Genomic DNA, 19920 nt, shown 5'->3' with positions numbered 1-19920 from the left:
TTTCTTGTGGGGTGGGTATCTTGCCTGCCCTAAATACAAAAGACGGGTGAGGACACCCATCCCACAAAATATTTATTTTTTGAAAATCCTTTAACTATGTATGATAGAGATTTATGTAACTTGTCATACTTTTCCAAATGAAATATTCCAAGTATCATGCTCTCGGAAACGATTATTTAGTGATCGCTCCTAAAGACTTAGCTTTTAAATTAACTCCAGAAAAAATTCAGCGGATTTGTCACCGGAATTTTGGAATTGGTTCTGATGGAATTTTGTTTGGGCCACTACCATCTGAAAATGCAAAATTTAGATTACGCATTTTTAATCCTGATGGTAGCGAGGCAGAAAAAAGCGGTAATGGATTGAGAATCTTTTCTCGTTACTTGTGGGATAGAAAACTTGTTGGAGATGAAGAGTTTGATATCGAAACACTCGGCGGAAAAGTGAAAGCGTGTGTCGCTAATTCAGGTAACACTGTGCAAGTAGAAATGGGTTATGTTAGCTTTCACAGTGACAAGATTCCTGTTGCAGGACATTCCAGAGAAGTTCTGGAAGAAAGCATAACAATTGAGGATAAAACTTTTACTTTCTGTGCAGCGACAATTGGTAATCCCCATTGTGTTATACAAATGCCTGAAGTCACGCCGGAAATAGTCAAAAAATATGGTTCTCAAATAGAAGTTCACCCTTACTTTCCAAACCGTATCAATGTTCAGTTCATGAAAGTTATTGACCGGGGAAATATCCAGATTGAGATTTGGGAAAGGGGAGCAGGTTACACTCTAGCATCCGGTAGTAGTAGCAGTGCAGCGGCAGCTGTGGCTTATCACTTGGGTTTGTGTGATGCTTCAATTGCAGTTCACATGCCTGGGGGACGAATTGCAATAGAGATTAATAATGATTTTTTAGTAACAATGACAGGTGCTGTTACTAAAGTAGCTGAAGGGCTGATTTCGATGGAGATTTTTGAATATTTGACTGATTAATGATGACTGTTGACTGATGACTATTCATAGTTCACAGTCAACAATCGTAACAACTCAATAATTATGCAGAAACTAAGCGCCGCAAAGTTTCAGCACGGCGTTTGGCAGTGGCATTTTTAGGAGCAATTTTGAGTGCTTCTTCGTAACTTTGTAACGCCTGAGCATTTAATTTTTTGCGTTCGTAAGCGTGACCGAGATTATTTAAAGCTGTGACATAATCTGGTTTAGATTTCAGAGCTTCTTTATATTGACGAATTGCTAAGTCATATTGCTCTTGGGCAAAGTAAGCATAACCCAGACCATTGTAAATAGGAGCAATACTTTCTTCTCCTTCTTCTTCAGCAGCTTTGAGAGCTTTTTGAAACAATGCTATGGCTTGGGAATACACTTTTTTTTCCGAATAAATACTGGCTAACTCGTAATATTCTTGAGCCGTACCCTTTTCTTTACTCAACTTGTTTCGCAGCCTCGACAGAGAACTTTCACGTCTGCGAGTTTTGAAAATCTGGCGAAAAACACTCACAACTGTAAATGTGAGTAAACCCACCAAAATCGAAAGATACACAAGCGCTAGATTGTTATCCATTGCCGTTAATTATGAATATTAAAAGTTGCTTCTATATCTATTATCAGCTTTTTGTCAGTTGTTAGTTGTCAGTTGTTAGTTGTTTTTTCTCTGCTACTAACCACTGACCACTGACCACTAACTAATGACCACTTCACGGTAAGCCCCAATATTTTACACGTTCTTGGAGCCAGCCTTGGGCTATGTAACGAGCGATCGCTTCATTTACCTGCCGTCTTAACTCATCGTACTGCAATCCTTTGGGCATTACGACTGATAAGGGTTCAGTTGATAGCTTGGTTGGCAGTAGTCGATATTGGGGATATTGTTGTACCCAACCGCTGAGAACGCTGGCATCTGCGGCAAAAGCTGTTACAGCATTGCTTTCTATTTGCTCTCGCGCTTCTTGATAAGAATTCACTCCTACTAACTCTGCATTGGGCACATAGTACCGCACTTGGGCAATAGTGTCAGAATGCATGATTACAGCGATTTTTCGTTTTGCCAAATCTCTTAACTGCTGAATATTAGTATCTTTTGTGACTATGAAAGTGCCATCAAAATAGTAAGGAACACTGAGACTGACCAAGCGGGCGCGTGAATTGGTTGCTGTCACCCTGGCGATCGCCAAATCAACTTTTTGGTTTAAAACTACAGATAGGCGATCGCGATTTATTACTGGTTGCAACTTGACAGCATCTGCTTTACCCAGCAAATCAGCTGCCAAGCGCTTTGCTAAGTCAATTTCTAAACCTTGCAAATTCCCGTTAGCATCTCTAAAACCCAAAGGACGCAAGTTATCTTTGACAGCAATATTTAAATAGCCCCGCCGCTGGATTTCTGGCCATTGGGCGGCAGATGCGCTAAATCCTGTCCCCAAAATAGAAAAGCAGAAAATAATCAAAATGGCAGCGGATAATACCAGATGTAACGGATTAATTGCTAGCCATCTGTTACATCGGTTATTCATCCGTTACCACCTTTATCCTTTAGGTTGGGTTGCTAATTCAGCGACTTTGCCGAAGGTAGCAGGATCAAGAACTGCCAATTGTGCTAGCATTTTGCGATTTAATTGGATATCAGCTTTTTTGAGATTGCCGATCAACTGGCTGTAACTCAAACCATGTTGTCTTGCAGCAGCGTTGATACGGGTGATCCACAGGCGACGAAAATCGCGCTTTTTCTTTTTGCGATCGCGGTAAGCACTGCGAAGTGCCTTCATCACTTGTTGGTTAGCGGTTCTAAACAAAGTTGAGTGGGAACCGCGAAAACCTTTAGCTATTTTGAGAATTTTATTGCGGCGTTTACGAGCTACGTTACCGCGTTTTACCCGGGTCATAATTTAATTCCTAAAGGACTTACAAATATGGGAGCATCAAGCGTACATTATCTTCGTCGCGTTCGTGTACAAGTGTAGTCTTGGACAGGTTACGCTTTTTGTTACCACTCTTGTGTTCTAAAAGGTGGTTTTTGAAAGCTTTTCGGCGCACGATTTTACCACTGCCAGTGGCACGGAATCGCTTCGCTGCGGCTTTACGAGTCTTGAGTTTAGGCATGGGCTGGCTTCAATTCGACACAATCCCTCATTATATACTAATAAACCTGGTTTCTAATGCCCATAGCACAGAGCCGGAAAATTTAGTTAGTTGTCAGTTGTCAGTGGTCAGTTGTCAGTTGTTATTTCTTCCTCATCTCCCTCATCCCCCTCATCTCCCCTACCCTCCTGCTCCCCCGCTCCTAAAGCACTGATTCTCCGGTACTATGTAATATGATCACTACCTAATGCAGCTCCCTGCACCGATGTCAGAGAATATTACTCTTCCAACAACTAAGCCTCGCGTTCCTCATTTCTCTTCCGGCCCTTGTGCAAAACGCCCTGGCTGGTCTGTTTCTCATCTGCAAAACGCCTGTGTAGGTCGTTCCCATCGTTCTGCGGATGGCAAAGCCAAATTAGCAGAAGTTATAGAACGTTCTAAGAAAATCCTGGGTGTTCCTGCTGATTATCGTTTGGGCATCGTTCCTGCTTCCGACACTGGTGCAGTAGAGATGGCATTGTGGTCATTACTAGGACAACGCCCCCTCGATATCTTGGCATGGGAAAGTTTTGGGCAAGAATGGGTGAAAGATGTCACAGATGAATTGAAGTTACCTAATGTTCGTTTGCTCAAAGCACCTTACGGCAGTTTACCTGATTTAAGTCAAGTTGATTTTAGTCATGATGTGGTGTTTTTGTGGAATGGCACAACATCAGGTGTGAGAGTAGCAAATGGTGATTGGATTCCCGATGACCGTCAGGGAATTACCATCTGTGATGCCACATCTGCGGTTTTTGCCATGGATGTACCTTGGCAAAAGCTGGATGTGGTGACTTACTCTTGGCAAAAAGTTTTGGGTGGAGAAGCACAACATGGTGTGATTGTACTTTCACCACGTGCTGTGGAACGACTCGAAAGTTATCAACCAGCTTGGCCGATACCTAAACTGTTTCGCCTCACACAAAAAGGCAAACTGATTGAAGGCATCTTTAAAGGAGATACTATCAATACACCCTCGATGTTGTGCGTAGAAGATGCCATTGATGGGTTGACCTGGGCAGAAAGTATTGGCGGACTTCCTGGTTTAATTAATCGTAGCGAAGCTAATTTAGCAGCGATCGCTAAGTGGGTAGAACAAAGCAGTTGGGCAGACTTTTTGGCACAGCAACCAGAAAATCGCTCTTGTACCTCAATTTGCTTGAAGATTGTCGATTCTTGGTTTACTAGCCTCAGCCCAGAAGAACAAGCGAAATCTGCGAATAAAATAGCTAAACTTCTCGAAAAGCAAGGAGTGGCTTACGATATCGCACCCTACCGCTCTGCACCACCCGGATTACGCATTTGGGGAGGAGCAACAGTAGAAACCGCAGACATAGAAGCCTTACTTCCTTGGTTAGACTGGGCATTTGCTACTGTCAAAGCTGAGTTAGTTGCTGTAGTTTAATTTTAGAAGGGGAAGGGGAAGCAAAAAAGGCAAATAATCTTTAAGCCTCTCCCCGCAACGGGGAGAGGTTTGGAGAGGGGTTCTTCAAAATCTGTCAAACTCACGTATTCTTAGTTTTTTTCATAATTACTAATTATTTTGCGTGAGTTCTAGATAAATATGCTCTAATCGTATGGGCTGACGTGCAATTGAATCAATTGCTATGCCCTCAAAGCGTGCAAGAATTTCTTTTAATTCTAGCTGTTCTGATAACCAAAAAGCTAACTCGTTACCGTAACGTCTGTGGATGAAACCGTATTTTTGAGCGCGGGCGATCGCTTGTTGTTCTTGGGTAGTCTGTACTGTTATAATTTCTTTAGCTGGAATCAAAGCGCGTAACTTTGGTAAACTACCTTCAGCTAAAATTCGCCCATTTCTCATAATCCCAATTCTATCACAAAGACGCTCAGCTTCATCTAATAAATGAGTCGTCAGTAAAATCGTAATTCCTTGATTTTTCAGTTGCCGAATTAATTCCCAAATTTCGTACCTTGCTTCAATATCTAACCCTGTAGTCGGTTCATCTAAAATTACTAACTTCGGCTGATGTACCAAAGCTACTGCAATATTCAACCGCCGCTGCATCCCGCCGCTAAGAGTCTCTACCGGACTTTTAGCTCTATCTAATAAGTTTACAGCCCTGAGAGTATGTTTTATTTGCCTTTGGCGAGTTTGCCGGTCTAAACCGTAAATATCTGCAAAAAATTTCAGATTTTCTTCACAAGATAGAGTTTTATAAAGTAAATTCTCTTGAGGTGCAATGCCAATTATTTTTTTTGTCACCTCAGAGACAGCTTGATTATTGATTTTGATATTACCACTATCAGCTTTAAGTAAATTGCAAATAATATTAATTGTCGTCGTCTTTCCGGCTCCATTTGCGCCTAATAAGCCGTAAATTTCGCCTGAATCAATATGCAGATTCAAATTTTGTAGAACTTTTCTTTGTCCATAAGACTTATTTAAATTTTCAATTCTCAACATAAATTAAATAAACTTCTTTGCATCTCGGCGTTGGTCTTTATTATAAGTGTTTAACCAAAGATGGTAGAACTCCAGCACTGGAAGGTTCGGAAGAAGGGTCTTCCAGCACTGTGTATGATGTTACTAGCAGTTAGAGGATAGAAGCAATGACTACTTACAAAATCGAATTAAAAGACGGAATTTTGCGGATTAATTTTGGCGAACCTGCACAGAATGACCAAATTGTGAAGGATGCGGCGGCGCGGTTAGAGGAAATGGCAAATTCGGGAGAACTTGCAGGAGGGCCATTATTAAAGATTAACGGCCCAGTCTCTATACCTGTAGCATTTGTCCTAGCGCATAAACTTGCACATGTTTACGGTGCAGTTGCTTTTTACGATCCTAAGTTAGGTAAATATGTGATTTCTATCACACACAATCCAGCGTATCAATTGGGAGACTTGATTGATTAAATTAATCTGGTCAAGATGCATTAAAGTGTGCAATGGTGCTGGCTACAACACTGTTATTGATGACTTTGAGTGGTAAGTAAAAATAGTTGAAGAATATTTACATTTGAAAACAAATAATATGGAAAATACACATTTTATTACTATAGCGATCGCTTGGTGTCTAGCTTGGGGTGATCAGCGAGAACCTAAGCATAAAGAGGTTTTGCAGCAAACACGAGAGGCTTTAAAAGCAGGGAAAGAATTACCCGAAGAATTTCAACAGTTTGTTAACCAAGTTCAAGAATTAGATAACTTAAAATTTCCAGAAACTTTAGAGGAACTAAAGCAGTATACAGAACAATATCCTCATCTTTGCAACTCTCAAATCGGTTTAGTTTACGGTGGTGCAACTAAAATTAAACAGTATGTATTTGAAGAATCTAAGTTACCTGATATTCGAGGTGGCTCTGGACTTCTAGACCAAATTAATTCAATTGATTTACCTGGTTTCTTTAATAAAGAACCAGATTCCAACCTCTACAGATTTTATTATCAAGACATTAGAGAATGGTTACAAAAAAATTTTCCAAGTCAACCATCTTTACTAGAAGTATTAATCCCAGAAATGATTATTTACTCTTCGGGTGGTAATATTTTGGCATTTTGCCCTGCGGCGTTTGTCAATGAGTTAACAGATGCAATTGAGAAACGCTACACTGAGAGAACTATAACTGCTAATTCTTGTGCTGTAGGTGAGTGTTTTAGAATCCTAGAACTAAATTTTGGATTGCTCAGAGATAATATAGAAGATACTTTTTGGCTAGAACAATATCGAGAAAAGTATGCTGATAAAATAGTAGAAGCTTACTTTGGCAAAATTGAAGATAAATCAATCATTAACGAAAAATTTAAAGATCATAAAAGTTTTAATGAATTAACTACAAAATTAGCAATTCGTTTTAATCAACGTCGTAGTGGTAACGATAATCCAAATCGACCTACTCGGCGCTATCCACCGATGCTTGAAACCCATCCTTATCTTCGGCGTGACGAAACTGAAAAACGTTCTGCAATTACTCAAGCAAATAATCTTCCCGACAAACCATATTTTTCTGAACCATCTGCTATTAAGCGTCGGTTTGGTGATCGAGCAAAAATAGGAGAATTTAGAGAAGCTGATTGGTATAAAGGTAGTACTCTTATATATGAAGGTTGGATACAAAAGTTTGGTAAGTTTCTAGAATTAAATCAAGCTTACAAACTAAATTACATTGGCAATTACGACTTTAAAGAGATTGAAATTGCTGAATCATTAACGCAACTTGGCAATGTAAGCAATGGATATATTGCTTATATTTATGCAGATATTAATAACATGGGTGGCTTTATTCAAAAACTTCGCACTCCCAAAGAATATCAAGATTTTAGTCAAGATGTTGACAATGCTACAAAATATGCGGTATTTCAAGCATTAGCCACCAACTTGCAACCACGAAAATTACATGGAATTGACGAGTCTAAACCTGGATTAAAAAATGGTGATGCAATTCATCCGTTTGAAATTATCACGATTGGTGGTGATGACATTATACTGATTGTGCCAGCAGATAAAGCATTAGAAATTGCCAAAATGATTGGCGAACAATTTGAACAGATTATTTTAAAAAAAGTTTTGCTGAAAGATGTCACAATCAACGGTAAATATCAAACTGATGACAAATTAAGTAATCCTAATAAATATCATCGTTTTACTGCCCAGCTTGAAGCAGATTATCAATGTAAATTAAGTATATCTATAGGAGTTTTGATTACTGCTTATAATACACCCATTTATTATGCAGAAAAATTGACTAAACAATTAATGAAATCCGCAAAAGACTATGCTAAGATTCTGAATAAATCTGGATATTATGGTAGCACAGTTGACTTTTTGACAATGAAATCAGTCACCATGATTTCATCTAATATTGAAGAATTTCGACGGCAAGCGTTACTTATTAATGACAGAGGGCCAAAGCTTAAACTATATGCTGCACCATATACATTATATGAATTAAAAGGTTTAATTAGAGCAATTCATGCATTGAAAATAGCTAATTTTCCTAAGTCACAACTCTATCAAATTCGTAGCTTATTAGAACGGGGTAAACGAACTGCAAGTTTAAATTATTATTATTATCGTCACCGACTCAAACAAGGACAAAATGCGCTGAAAGTTGAATTTGAAAATGCGTGGTGTCCAGCTAAAACCAACGAAGGTAATATTGCTCCTTGGATGCATGACTCCAAAGAAAACCGATATGAAACTATCTGGAGTGAAATGGTAGATTTATACGATTTTATTCAAACTTCGGATAATGAATCTCCTCAACCGTCATCTATGGAGATTGCACCATGATCTATCTTAACCAGCTATCAAACACTAATTCGGTTGAAACTTATACCATTACAGCAGTTATTGATTCTGCTTTGTGTGTAGGCGCAGGAGGTTCTTCTGGTTCTTTAGCAGATAAACCTATTGTTCGTAACTCGGAAAGAAATTTATTAATTCCTGGTTCACAAGTTAAAGGCCGTGTGCGTCATGAGTGTGAAAAGCTGATGCGAAGTTTAGGATGGGAAATATCTGAGTCTCCGAATGCGGGAAGGATGGTTATCCGCAGAGAAAATGCACCGCCTAAGTTTCGATGTGACCAATATGAAGTTTCCGGTTACGAGGAAACATATCACTGTTTAATTAGCCAAATTCTTGGTGATCCAGTTTTACCTTCACGGGTAATATTTGATGATTTAGTGTGTATAGAAGAACCAGATATTGTACGTGAAGTATTGCGCCCTGGTGTCACAATTAATCGCCGCCGTCATACCGCAGAAGAGAATAAACTGTATTTCCTGGAAACTTCACCTGTAAATGTCAAACTCCAGTTTCAGGGAGAGATTCATATTCAACCAAGCCTAACACCTGAACGACCAGATTATGCAAAAGCATTAATTTGGGCAGGTTTACGACAAATTCATGCGCTGGGTGGGAGTAAGTCAGCGGGTTTAGGATGGTTGCATTGGGAATTACCAAATATTGATGTAGATGCTGAAGTTTGGCAGTTTTTAGCAAAGGGAGAGATAAAGTGAAGCGTATTCAACTAGAGATTAAGGTATTATCTCCTTTAGCAATTTCTCGACAAAAACCAGGCGGTTCAGTAAGTGAATGTGAAGATTATATTCCTGGTAGTGTAATTCGTGGGGCTATTGCATCAGAAATTTTAAAACAGTCTGGTCAACAATTTAATGACTTGAGTAAAAATGGCGGAGATTTTCAGGCTTTGTTTTTAAGTGACGAATCTGCTATTTTTCAAAATGCTTATCCATCGATAAAAACTAAAGGCAAGTTAATTACTAGAGGTAGAATTGAAGAGATTAAAGTATTACCTGCAACAGCATTTAGTTCTAAAAATAAACCAGGTTTTAAAACTGAAAGTAAGAATGGAGTATTTGATACTTTAATTGACCGTTTTTGTGCAGAATATTATGGATTTGCATATGAGCCGACTTGTCCACAGGAAAAAGATGGTAGAGTGGAACCTTACACTGGTTTTTACAGTAAATATAATAGTAAATATTACAACTTATCTGTAAGTAAACGCCTACTGACAAGAGTTGGTATTAACAGACGACGTGCAACTTCAGAAGAAGATATTTTATACAGTGTTGAAGTCATTAGCGAATCTCAAAGTCGAGTTAAGAATCCAACAGATGTAATTTACAAATCAGCCATCCTAGTTTCCAGTCAATTATCTAAATCACTACATAAATTTGTTGATGACCATCGCCAGACTTTTCGCTTAGGCGGTTCAACCTCACGCGGATTAGGAAAAGTTCATATTACACCACAACAGCCTGAAGACACACCTAACATTGTAGAGCAAAAAATTCAGGACTTTAATAGTAAATTGCAATTTCGCTGGCAGCAATATTCAGTTTTTGGAAATCCAATTAAAGAATTACCTAATCGTACATATTTTACTTTAGATTTACAAGCAGATGCAATTTTAAGAGAACAATGGCGACGTACTACTGTAATTTCTGCACAAATGTTAGGGCAATTTGCCAATATTGAAGATGAATCTTTACAACTCGAAGTAGCTTATAGTAGTTACGATTATCGTTCAGGCTGGAATGCTGCTTGGGGATTGATGAAAGATGTAGAACTAGTGACAGATAAAGGTTCTGTTTATTTGTTTAGCACAACTCAACCGGAGATTTGGTATGAAGTTTTAGCTGAATTAGAATTAAAAGGAGTAGGCGATCGCACTTGTGAAGGCTTTGGTCAGGTCGAAGTTTGTAATGATTTCCATCTTGTACTTCGTGAGGATGCTGTATGACTAATTTTTCAGAACAACAAAAACAACTTAAAATCCAGCAAGGAATTCGCAAGCAAGAAGATGAATTAGTAATTTCAATTCAGATAGCATTAGATAATCATAATTCTTACGGTGATTTAGAAGAATCACAGTTTCGTAATATAGTGAGAGTTTCAGATACAACTGAGAGTACAGAAGTAATCAAAAATTTTCTTTTGTATCAATTAGGACGTGATAGAAAATGGGGTAGAGGCGAAGATTCATTAGCATTTATAATTATTCGAGATATTGAGACGAAAATAAAAAATATTGCAATAACAATTGCTGAATATGCGAAAACAGATGATCCTGATGATTTAAAAAATATCCATTTAGAGCTAACCAGGCGTTATTTAGGCTATGGCGCACGTTATTTAGTCTACAAGCGCAAAGGCGAAATATAATCATTCTCTTATTTAAGGAGTCTACTTTTATGCAAAGATTAGTGATCACAACTGTTGGGACTAGCTTACTCACTAACCAAATTGATAAAACATCTGATGAAGAAAATTTTTGGAGTGAAGAGTTATTGAGAACAGCACATTATACTGATGAAATGATGCTATATTCCGAACAACTCATCGAGATAATAGAAGATTTAAAGTTCAGGGCTGAAAATCAATTAAACGGAGATATTGAAGATTTTCGCAAAGCTAGCGCAGAGCTAAATGGTATATATGGTTTATATAATAATGAAATAGAAAAAGCCAAATCAGACCATCATTGCTTGATTTATACTGATACTGCACAAGGAAGATATTGTGCAATCATGCTAGAAAATTTCTTGAAATCAAAGGGAATAAATAATATTGAGAGGCTATACAGTGAAAATTTTTCTACTAATAGCAATGAACAGTTTATGCAAGGTATTGCTAATTTATTACCTATTTTAAAGCAAAAAATCTGTGAGGATTATCAAGGATATACAATTTGTTTTAATCTTGTAGGTGGCTTTAAAGCGATGCAAGGTTACTTTAATACAATCGGTATGTTGTATGCAGATGAAATAATATACATTTTTGAAGGTTCTACTAATCAAATTATTACAATTCCAAAGCTACCAATCATCATAGATAAACTCCAAGTGGAAAAGTATGCAATTCCACTAGCGGTTATGGATATTGGACAAGTACCTATATCCTGGGAACCTGCGAATAAAGTTCCACAGGATTGGCGAACTTGTACAGGACAAAAAATTGGATTATCTATTTGGGGTAAATTAATCTGGAATGAGTGTAAAAATGAGTTATTTTCTCAAGATAAATTATTAAATTTTCCTACTTTTATCAAACAGTTAGAATATGAATCAAAATTTGAGGATGATTATAAAAATACATCAGATTTGAGCAAAAGAATTATTTTACAAGAAAAACTAGCTAAAATTGCACATTTATTAATTAATTATCGTGATGGTATTGGTGCATTAAGAAAGGATGATGCTTTAAGACTTCGCGAATATAAAGAAAAGCCAGAAATAGAACATATTAACATTACTAGCAAAGAATTAAAAATTAGCTGTCAAGTTATAAATAATAACAAATTATCTTTGAGATATTTCGGAACTCATGAACATATATACAAAAAAGAAGGAATAAAAAAATAAGGGGTAATTAAAAATGTTCGACACCTTCACCAATCGTCTGGAAATCACAGGCACACTCACCACTATTACAGCATTGCGAATTAGTGCAGGTCGGTCTAGTGAACCGATAGGTTCTGATTTACCTGTGATTAAGGATGCTTTGGGTAATCCATTAATACCAGGTTCTAGCTTTAAAGGCGCATTGCGATCGCGCCTAGAAAGTTTCCTCCGTGGTATTGTGGGCAATAATCGTAAACTAGTTGCAAATCCAGCAATTGAGGATGAATGGTCAATTACATCCTTGGAAATGAGGCAGTTAAAAACTACTTACAATAATGATGAGGCTTTAACTACAGAAATTCTCAAGCATACAGATTTAGTATCTCACCTTTTTGGTTCTCCCTGGATTGCTAGCAAATTCCAAGTCCGTGATTTAACCGTAGTAGCTGAAACTTGGTTTGGACAATATCAAGAAAGAGACGGCGTAGCAATAGACCGCGACACCGAAACAGCCGCAAATAGTAAACTTTACGATTTCCAAGTCGTCCCTGCTAGCACACAGTTTCAATTTAAAGCTGTGGTAGAGAATGCTGAAGCATGGGAACTTGGTTTATTGATGATTGGTTTACACCAGTTTGAAACAGAACAAATACCTCTCGGTGGGGGGCGATCGCGTGGTTTAGGTGTGGTTAAACTAGATATTGAGAATATGACATGGATTGATGTCGAAAATAATCCAAAAGAATTACTGAAATACTTGGAAACTTTAGTCAACGACGATAGAAGTGACAAATCAATCTATAAAGATGGCAAGGATTTCAAAGAAGATTGGACACATTCACTTATCCATTATTTAAGGCAAAAAATAGCACAACATTCCACTGAGTCAATTTCTTCAGGAGGATAATATGCCTTTCAATGATTACAAAACCATCGGTGAAGTTGTCAAAGCGTTTCAAGTTATCTACACAGAAGCTAACTTTATCGGTGAAGTAGAATTTCATATCTCTGATTACTTACGAGAAGACTTAGAAACAATGATGCACGATGGTGTGGTTGATAACTCAGAATTTGCTATTTGTGAAAACTTAATTTATCCAGTTATAAAAGAGGTTTGGAAGACATATAAAAGTAAGTTTATTATATGGAGTCATCAATCTCTCAATTATGACGAAAAACTCTCAGGGTTTCCTGAATATATTTTGGCTAGACGTTCCCCTTTAGGAAAAGTTGTATTTGATAAGCCATACTTCATTTTAGTCGAAGCCAAGCAAGATAATTTTGAGACAGGCTGGGCGCAATGTCTAGCAGAAATGATAGCTGCACAAAGGCTAAACGGTGAAGTAGAAATAATTATATTTGGGATTGTTTCTAATGGTGCAACATGGCAATTCGGTAAATTAGAAGCAAACGTATTTACCAGAAATATACTTCCTTACAACATTTACGAACTACAGAAATTATTTGCTGCGGTAAATTTTGTCTTTCAACAATGTGAATTACAGCTAAATACTTTAGTAGCTGCTTAACTTTCACAATCTTATTACATACTGAAGTCATGCATAAACGATTTGTTAATCACTGCACCATTGAATTAACTTTGATTCCTGATGGCCCAATTTTGATCAAATCTGGTAAAGAAGGAGCAGATCCAACTAAGCCGGATATGGAATTTGTAGAAACTTTTCATGCTGGAGGACGTTCTATATATTTGCCTGGTAGTAGTTTAAAAGGAGCAATTCGCGCTCATGCAGAACGAATTGTCAGGACTGTAGGTAGAGATAGACGTGAATCAAATAACTCAAATCTACCTTGGGCGAATGATCCGTTAAATGATAAATACGATTATCTCAAAGACAAAAAATCTAGCGATATATACAAACTCTCTAGTTTTACAGATCAAATATTTGGTAATACTTCTATTGCTAGCAGAATCAGAATTGAAGATGCTTATCCAGATAATTCAAAGTCTTACAAAATTGAAGAACGTAATGGTGTAGCAATCGATAGAGTCTTTGGTTCTGTAGCTGTTGGGCCATTCAATTATCAAGTTTGCACTGCTGGCGAATTTAACACTAAAATTCATCTGAAAAATTTCACTTTGGCACAGTTGGGTTTAATTGGTTTAGTATTACGAGATTTAAATGATGGCTGGTTTGGTTTAGGTTTTGCGAAATCTCGCGGTTTGGGTACTGTACAGGTGAAATTAAACTCAGCCGTTGTGCAATATCCTGGTTGTATTTTGTCGGAAGATAAACAACAAATTGTTGCTTTTGGTAGTCAAAAACAATGGAATCATACTTACCTTTTAGGCGCTGGAGAATTTTTAGAAACTGAAGAAGCAAATTCATATGGTTTCTCAAAACCAGACTACCAAGATACACCTATTGCTGCACAATCAATGGAATTAGGTTTTGGGGTACAACTTACATGGCGAGATGGTACAGTTCAAGATTTATTTGAACGAGGCGTTAGGTCTTGGAGTAAATTACTAGTAGGTGCAAAATGACAGCTTTTGTTGGTTATAAAAAAGAGCTTTTATCAAAAGATAAACTACTAAAATTAATTACAAAATTTGCAACGGAACCTAGTTATTATTTCTTGCGTTGGACTCACAAAGTTAGTGAAGATTGGAAAAAAGAACCCACTGCAACCGATTTTCCCATGATTGAGGGACAGATGTTTAATCAAGATTGTGAACTGAGGTGGAAGCAAAAACGCAAAGATAGTTATGAAGTGCTGCTTTTGAGTATCACGGGTAAACATCCAGACTTTGAAATTGTGGGTGAGTATGGAGAGGATAATGAAAATAAAGGTTGGCGAACTGAAGACCGAGATGCACATTTATATTCCTCTACTGAAACCCGTTTTCCTAAAGCTTTTCCCGCTAAAGAAAAAGAATTGAATATAGGTCAACGCTATTTCATCGATAAACAAACTTCTACTGTACACTTTGTTGCTTTGACAATTCCAAAATAAATATGACAGGAAATCGCCCTCAAAGACCGCAACCACCAAGTAGACCTAACCGTCCTAGCGGTGGAAGTTCATCGCCGGAACTTGCGCCAAAACCTTATGAATTTGTCTCTTTTCCTCAAGAAAAACCTAACTTGCAGCGTCCCGTTGGACATCATAAATATTTCAGCGATCGCCTGCATGGTACTTTATATCTTACCCTGAAAGTGCAGACATCTCTCCACGTCTCCACGGGCGTAAGTGTCATGGGTAGCGATATCGGGAACAACCGCATTTCTTTAATTAAAACAATGGTGCAGGGTGTTGACCAAAAGCTATCAATTCAAGGTAGTTCTCTTAAAGGTTGCATTCGGTCTGTATATGAAGCAATTACCAACAGCACTTTAGCAGTAATCACTTCTAAATATAGAAGTCAAATACCCACTGAAAGATTACCTTGTCGCAACAAAGAACAACTTTGTCCAGCCAGTCGTGTATTCGGTGCATTAGATTGGCAAGGATTGCTTGATTTTAACGATGCTAAGTGTGAAAATATCGGTTTCACTACAGGATTTATGCCTGCATTGTATCGTCCTCGCCCAGATGAAAGCAAGGCGTATTTTATTAGAGGCAAAGTTGCAGGACGTAAGTTTTATTATCACACGATTAGGGCAATCGATAAAGGTCAAAATTCTGGTATTCCTGTACAACAAGCTGGCAGAGAATACACATTTAAAACTCAACTCAATTACAAGAATTTATTACCAGAAGAGTTAGGAACTTTATTAATTATCTTCGGACAAGATCCGAAACATCCCATCGCTTTAAAAGTAGGTGGTGGTAAACCTATTGGGATGGGAACCATGACAGTTAATGTAGACAAAATTAAACAGCCGCAAAGTTTGCAACAGCGTTACTCAAAATATGATGTTTCTCAGGATGAAGATTTAGTTGGCGAAAAGTTACAACAATTTATCCAGACAAATATTCAAGCAGCCCACACACGCCTGATTCAAAAACATCAACTAGAAGAACTTACAGCAGTGTTGCGTTATCCAAGCGATCGCGAACCTCCATCTGGAATGTATTAATTATGACTACAGTTGAATCTTCTTCGGAAACCTTGACAGATGCACAATGGGAAATTGCCCATGCGATCGCACAAACCCTAGTAAAAGAAAATACAGATGTCAACGAATTGGGGAAAGTAGTTGCTTATCTCCGTGCTTTTGTTAACCAAGCAGATGCTACTTCCAGGTTTTTTAAATACCTGAAAACCTTAGTGAGTAATGGTAGACAAATTGGTCACAGCAGCAAAACTACAGATTATTACCGCAGTATTGAAAAAGCCTGTAGTGATTATCTTAAAGGTGTTGAAGATGCCCATACAATACTACAAATATTAGGCTGGGTTTCTCGCCTGATGCGTTACTACAAAGATGCAGGGCCAATTGGCGAAATTCAACCTCCTTCTGTAGAGTCAACGCGACAAGTTGAAATTAATAAAGTTGCGAAATCCCAAGAGTTTAAAATTGATCAGATATTAGAAGCTATAGTAACCAAAATTAGTGGTAATAAAGTCACTTATGAAATTTTAGGCACAATTAAGTTAACTGAAAAAGAACCAAAGAAAGCAGGTTCTCTCCACGAAGGACAAATAGTTAAGGTGAAAATCGTAGCACTCAAGGACGATGTAAGTATTAAAAGTGTTAAGTATGTTGATTAATGAAAAGTTTTGACTACTAACTTTTTCTTAAGTCTCATACCATATAAAGTATGGCTATATCAGTCTCAATCTCTCTAAGCAAAGAAAAATGAACCAGCAAATAAGCTCATGTTTAGGACAAGATCCTCCTTTGATAGGATCTATCACTACTGAATCAACTCTTCAAGCAACAAACAGCATGACGTTTTTTAACAAAAGGAAATTGGGACAAGATGACATACGAAGTAGAGTACACAGACGAGTTCGAGCAGTGGTACACATTCCTTGATGAAGATACGCAAGACAGTATTGATGCTGTAGTCGAGTTACTTGAGGAAAAAGGGCCGAATCTTCGCTTCCCTTATAGTACTGGTGTCAAAAATTCTCGCCACCAACATATGCGAGAACTTCGTGTACAACATCAAGGAAAACCGTATCGAATTCTCTATGCTTTCGATCCTCGTAGAGTTGCCATACTCCTTTTAGGAGGTAGCAAAAAGGGTAACGATCGCTGGTATGAGGAAAATGTACTGAAAGCAGATAAGCTCTACGACGAACTGTTAAAAGAGCTTGAAAAGGAAGGATTAATATGAAGACAAAGCCTTTCAGCGAATTACGAAAGAGAATGACACCTGAACGGAGGGCAAAAAATAAAACTCGCGCTCAACTAATGTTACTTCATCATACGCTCTTAGAACTACAAGAATCACTGGGGCTGACACAGGATGATTTAGAAAAAAACCTCAGCATTGTTGAGTCTATTCTCTCCGAATTGGAAAACCAAGAGGATATTCAACTTTCCACCCTCTCCCACTATATAAAGGCTCTTGGTGGCAATTTAAAATTAGTAGCTCATTTTCCTAATGAGGAGATTGTTCTAGCTGAATTTGAGTAACGGTTAATTATCTCGAATAATCCTCAACTTTAATTTGACTTTTCCAAAAAGTCAAGCTATTATCTTTAATAACTAGAGGATTAAAGTGTTACAAAAAGTATTAACAAATAGTTAATTACTTCCCCGCAAGGGGATTGAAACACGCCTCTAGTATGGTGATTGAATAGTTGATTCAGTTTTCACCACTTCCCCGCAAGGGGATTACAAAAGCTAGGTTCTAACAGTTGTCCTTGATATCTACTGAATAATAATCAACAACTTCCCCACAAGGGGATTAAAACCAACAACTATATAGAAAGCTCTACTTGAGTCAGGCTACTTTAAAATAAAGGGAATTGATCAAACAAGGGTTTATTGCCTTTTGATTCCCCTATTTTTCGCATGTAAAAGAAATTAGGTGAAAGGATAATTCATGAGTGAGCAAAGTCAGGGCAAAGTATACTTAGTCACTGGTGTTCGTGTGGCAATTGATGAAGAGCATCGGATTTTAATAGCAGGAATGCTTTCCGAAAGCCCATTCACTCAAGGTCAGCAAGAATCAGCATCGCCAGCAAATTCAATATATAATTTTGCATTGACTCGCCAACATGCAGCCTTTCTCAGAGATCGTTTAGATGAATTTTTAAAGGATGAGTCATGATTTTTAGCAAAAACTCACAACAAAAGTCTTCGTTAAAAATCTTTTACACAAATACAACTTGGAGTAAAATTTATTCGTCTGATTTATGCTTGATGAAATCGCACAAATCAACGAGTTTTGAAGTAATTTTTCAAATACAAGGGTTGGTAAGAAAATTAATTCAAGTAGCTAACATAAAAAGGGTAAGGGCTATAGCTTTAAGATTTCCAGACCTTCATAATATTGATTTTGAGCTACAGTTGCAGCCTGAAATTGAATTATCTCATGAAGTTTGGGATCAGGTGCAAGATATAGTAATTGAATGTGAATGGAAGTTACGGGATGACTCTGGTGAAAAGTGGTATTTTCATGCTGAAGTAGTAAGTAAGCTTTCTCCACTTCAAGACACTAGTAAGGTAATTGTGGATTTCCATATTCAACAACGTGCAGAGGTAACGATGCGAACTTGGTCAAGCCCTCCCCTCAAATTAGTTGAGCCTGAATTACCACTACCTAAGCTTTGACACTAAAATGACTTGCGATCGCTACCTTGAGCAAGCTAAAAGTAATGAACAAGCAGCACGTAGCATTGAAAACAGTTATCCAGATTGGGCTGTAACTATGTGCTTTTATGCTGCGTTGCACTGGGTAGAACATTATGCTTGTATTAAAGGATTTGACATAGGTCAGTATAAGGAAGATGATAAAGAATCTCGTCATACCTGTCGCCGCAAATATGTTGATGACCTTGCTCACCAATTAGGTAACTCAAATTTACGTAAAGCCTACACATACTTAGAACGGGAGAGCCGTAAAGCTAGGTATTTACAAGATTTGACTAGTGATGCAAAAATGCATTACACCAAAGATAAATTTACACTTAGAGAATCCTTTCAGAAACTACTAGCGCGACCGGGCTAAAATAGTGCATTAGATGTAGCAGAAACAGACAAAGAAAATGGGACGTGGACGAACAAACAAGATTCGCTTAAGTGCAGAACAAAGACAACACTTGGAAGCGCTCAGCCGTAATGGTCATGCACCAGTGAAAAAAATTCTGCACGCACGTGTACTGATCATGTCGGATGAGGGTGAATATGGGCAGCAACGCTGGAATGACCAGCAGATAGGGGCAGCACTAGGATTACATCGTAATAGCGTTGCCCGCATCCGCTCATCATTTTTAGAGCAAGGAGAACAAGCAGCCCTCAACCGCAAGCCGCGTCAGACACCACCCGTGCCACAGAAATTAGATGGAGAAAAACAGGCGCATCTGATAGCTATATGCTGTTCACCACCGCCGGATGGTAGGACTCGTTGGACGATGAAGTTATTAGTAGACGAACTCAAAGCGCGAAGTATCGTCACGCAAATAGGTCGTGAGACTGTGCGATGTACACTCAAAAAAACGAATTGCGCCCGTGGAAAAAGCAGCGTTACTGTATTCCCGAACGCGATGCGGCACGCTTTGTAGCACAGATGGAAGAAGTCTTAGACATTTATACCAGCCAGCACACAGAAGATGAACCACTCATCTGCATGGATGAAGCGGCTTACGAGTTAAAAGCGGACGTGTTTGAGCCAATACCAATGACACCCGCAAGCGATCGCAAAGAAGATTACCATTATGAACGGCATGGTGTGCGTGCGTTATTTATATTTTTTGACCCCTTGAGAGGATGGCGGCGCGTGAGTAGTCGTGAGCATCGTACTCGCGTCGATTGGGCACTGGAAGTTCGCCAACTTCTAGATGTAGACTATCCCCACGCGCGCAAAGTCAAGTTAG

General features: G+C 38.2%; 24 protein-coding genes and 1 pseudogene. 20 read left to right on the top strand and 5 right to left on the bottom strand.

The window, feature by feature from the left end:
- The first annotated feature begins 137 nt into the window (after positions 1-137).
- On the top strand, positions 138-986 hold the full coding sequence (gene dapF, locus I8748_RS31005; RefSeq protein ID WP_198128322.1) for a diaminopimelate epimerase: 849 nt from the start codon (positions 138-140) through the stop codon (positions 984-986).
- A gap of 61 nt (positions 987-1047) precedes the next feature.
- Here dapF and I8748_RS31000 read toward each other — a convergent pair whose 3' ends face one another.
- From I8748_RS31000 to rpmI, 4 genes are all read right to left on the bottom strand, one after another.
- Positions 1048-1572: a tetratricopeptide repeat protein gene (locus I8748_RS31000; RefSeq protein ID WP_198128321.1), complete on the bottom strand. Its 525-nt coding sequence runs from the start codon at positions 1570-1572 to the stop codon at positions 1048-1050.
- A 133-nt stretch (positions 1573-1705) separates the two neighbouring features.
- Complete coding sequence (locus I8748_RS30995; RefSeq protein ID WP_198128320.1) at positions 1706-2521, bottom strand: transporter substrate-binding domain-containing protein; 816 nt, start codon at positions 2519-2521, stop codon at positions 1706-1708.
- Between the two features lie 12 nt (positions 2522-2533).
- Positions 2534-2890 (bottom strand): 50S ribosomal protein L20, encoded by a 357-nt coding sequence (gene rplT / locus I8748_RS30990; protein ID WP_198128319.1) that lies wholly within the window; start codon positions 2888-2890, stop codon positions 2534-2536.
- Positions 2891-2909: 19 nt separating this feature from the next.
- Positions 2910-3107, bottom strand: coding sequence for a 50S ribosomal protein L35 (gene rpmI, locus I8748_RS30985; protein WP_198128318.1), 198 nt, complete (start codon positions 3105-3107; stop codon positions 2910-2912).
- Between the two features lie 244 nt (positions 3108-3351).
- Here rpmI and I8748_RS30980 point away from each other — a divergent pair, with 244 nt between their 5' ends.
- Positions 3352-4530, top strand: coding sequence for a phosphoserine transaminase (locus I8748_RS30980; RefSeq protein ID WP_198128334.1), 1179 nt, complete (start codon positions 3352-3354; stop codon positions 4528-4530).
- A 129-nt stretch (positions 4531-4659) separates the two neighbouring features.
- Here the strand turns inward: I8748_RS30980 and I8748_RS30975 are convergent, their stop codons facing one another.
- Entirely contained in the window at positions 4660-5553 is an 894-nt protein-coding gene (locus I8748_RS30975) for an ABC transporter ATP-binding protein (RefSeq protein ID WP_198128317.1), read from the bottom strand.
- Positions 5554-5699: 146 nt separating this feature from the next.
- Between I8748_RS30975 and I8748_RS30970 the strand changes: the two genes are divergently transcribed.
- From I8748_RS30970 to I8748_RS35485, 18 genes and pseudogenes are all read left to right on the top strand, one after another.
- Positions 5700-6005: a CRISPR-associated protein Csx3 gene (locus I8748_RS30970; protein WP_198128316.1), complete on the top strand. Its 306-nt coding sequence runs from the start codon at positions 5700-5702 to the stop codon at positions 6003-6005.
- Between the two features lie 118 nt (positions 6006-6123).
- On the top strand, positions 6124-8382 hold the full coding sequence (gene cas10 / locus I8748_RS30965) for a type III-B CRISPR-associated protein Cas10/Cmr2 (protein WP_198128315.1): 2259 nt from the start codon (positions 6124-6126) through the stop codon (positions 8380-8382).
- Complete coding sequence (locus tag I8748_RS30960) at positions 8379-9110, top strand: RAMP superfamily CRISPR-associated protein (RefSeq protein ID WP_198128314.1); 732 nt, start codon at positions 8379-8381, stop codon at positions 9108-9110. The genes cas10 and I8748_RS30960 overlap by 4 nt, the downstream gene beginning before the upstream one ends.
- Positions 9107-10360 carry a type III-D CRISPR-associated RAMP protein Csx10 gene (gene csx10, locus I8748_RS30955; protein ID WP_198128313.1) on the top strand — a complete coding sequence of 418 codons (1254 nt, stop codon included), beginning with the start codon at positions 9107-9109 and terminating at the stop codon, positions 10358-10360. Before I8748_RS30960 ends, csx10 begins: the two co-directional genes overlap by 4 nt.
- Positions 10357-10782, top strand: coding sequence for a hypothetical protein (locus I8748_RS30950; RefSeq protein WP_198128312.1), 426 nt, complete (start codon positions 10357-10359; stop codon positions 10780-10782). Before csx10 ends, I8748_RS30950 begins: the two co-directional genes overlap by 4 nt.
- Before the next feature lie 29 nt (positions 10783-10811).
- Complete coding sequence (locus tag I8748_RS30945) at positions 10812-11981, top strand: putative CRISPR-associated protein (protein ID WP_198128311.1); 1170 nt, start codon at positions 10812-10814, stop codon at positions 11979-11981.
- A 13-nt stretch (positions 11982-11994) separates the two neighbouring features.
- A complete protein-coding gene (gene csx7, locus I8748_RS30940) occupies positions 11995-12867 on the top strand; it encodes a type III CRISPR-associated RAMP protein Csx7 (protein WP_198128310.1) in 873 nt (290 codons plus the stop codon).
- A 1-nt stretch (position 12868) separates the two neighbouring features.
- Positions 12869-13489, top strand: a complete 621-nt coding sequence (locus I8748_RS30935) for a hypothetical protein (RefSeq protein ID WP_198128309.1) — start codon at positions 12869-12871, stop codon at positions 13487-13489.
- Between the two features lie 29 nt (positions 13490-13518).
- Positions 13519-14469, top strand: a complete 951-nt coding sequence (locus tag I8748_RS30930) for an RAMP superfamily CRISPR-associated protein (protein ID WP_198128308.1) — start codon at positions 13519-13521, stop codon at positions 14467-14469.
- A complete protein-coding gene (locus I8748_RS30925) occupies positions 14466-14939 on the top strand; it encodes a hypothetical protein (protein WP_198128307.1) in 474 nt (157 codons plus the stop codon). Before I8748_RS30930 ends, I8748_RS30925 begins: the two co-directional genes overlap by 4 nt.
- 2 nt (positions 14940-14941) lie before the next feature.
- On the top strand, positions 14942-16006 hold the full coding sequence (locus tag I8748_RS30920) for an RAMP superfamily CRISPR-associated protein (protein WP_198128306.1): 1065 nt from the start codon (positions 14942-14944) through the stop codon (positions 16004-16006).
- 2 nt (positions 16007-16008) lie between these two features.
- Positions 16009-16641: a hypothetical protein gene (locus I8748_RS30915; RefSeq protein WP_198128305.1), complete on the top strand. Its 633-nt coding sequence runs from the start codon at positions 16009-16011 to the stop codon at positions 16639-16641.
- A 212-nt stretch (positions 16642-16853) separates the two neighbouring features.
- Positions 16854-17213, top strand: a complete 360-nt coding sequence (locus tag I8748_RS30910) for a type II toxin-antitoxin system RelE/ParE family toxin (protein ID WP_198128304.1) — start codon at positions 16854-16856, stop codon at positions 17211-17213.
- Positions 17210-17515: a helix-turn-helix domain-containing protein gene (locus I8748_RS30905; protein WP_198128303.1), complete on the top strand. Its 306-nt coding sequence runs from the start codon at positions 17210-17212 to the stop codon at positions 17513-17515. Before I8748_RS30910 ends, I8748_RS30905 begins: the two co-directional genes overlap by 4 nt.
- A gap of 412 nt (positions 17516-17927) precedes the next feature.
- On the top strand, positions 17928-18155 hold the full coding sequence (locus I8748_RS30900; RefSeq protein ID WP_198128302.1) for a hypothetical protein: 228 nt from the start codon (positions 17928-17930) through the stop codon (positions 18153-18155).
- The gene (locus I8748_RS30895) at positions 18152-18658 is read left to right on the top strand and encodes a hypothetical protein (RefSeq protein ID WP_198128301.1); all 507 of its coding nucleotides are present in this window, start codon (positions 18152-18154) and stop codon (positions 18656-18658) included. The genes I8748_RS30900 and I8748_RS30895 overlap by 4 nt, the downstream gene beginning before the upstream one ends.
- Before the next feature lie 7 nt (positions 18659-18665).
- Positions 18666-19055, top strand: a complete 390-nt coding sequence (locus I8748_RS30890; RefSeq protein ID WP_198128300.1) for a hypothetical protein — start codon at positions 18666-18668, stop codon at positions 19053-19055.
- Positions 19056-19092: 37 nt separating this feature from the next.
- Positions 19093-19920, top strand: a pseudogene (locus tag I8748_RS35485) (IS630 family transposase); the annotation flags it as partial.

This window comes from Amazonocrinis nigriterrae CENA67, from assembly GCF_016056305.1.
Classification (GTDB): Bacteria; Cyanobacteriota; Cyanobacteriia; order Cyanobacteriales; family Nostocaceae; genus Amazonocrinis; species Amazonocrinis nigriterrae.
This window is presented reverse-complemented; position numbering and strand designations above follow the sequence as displayed.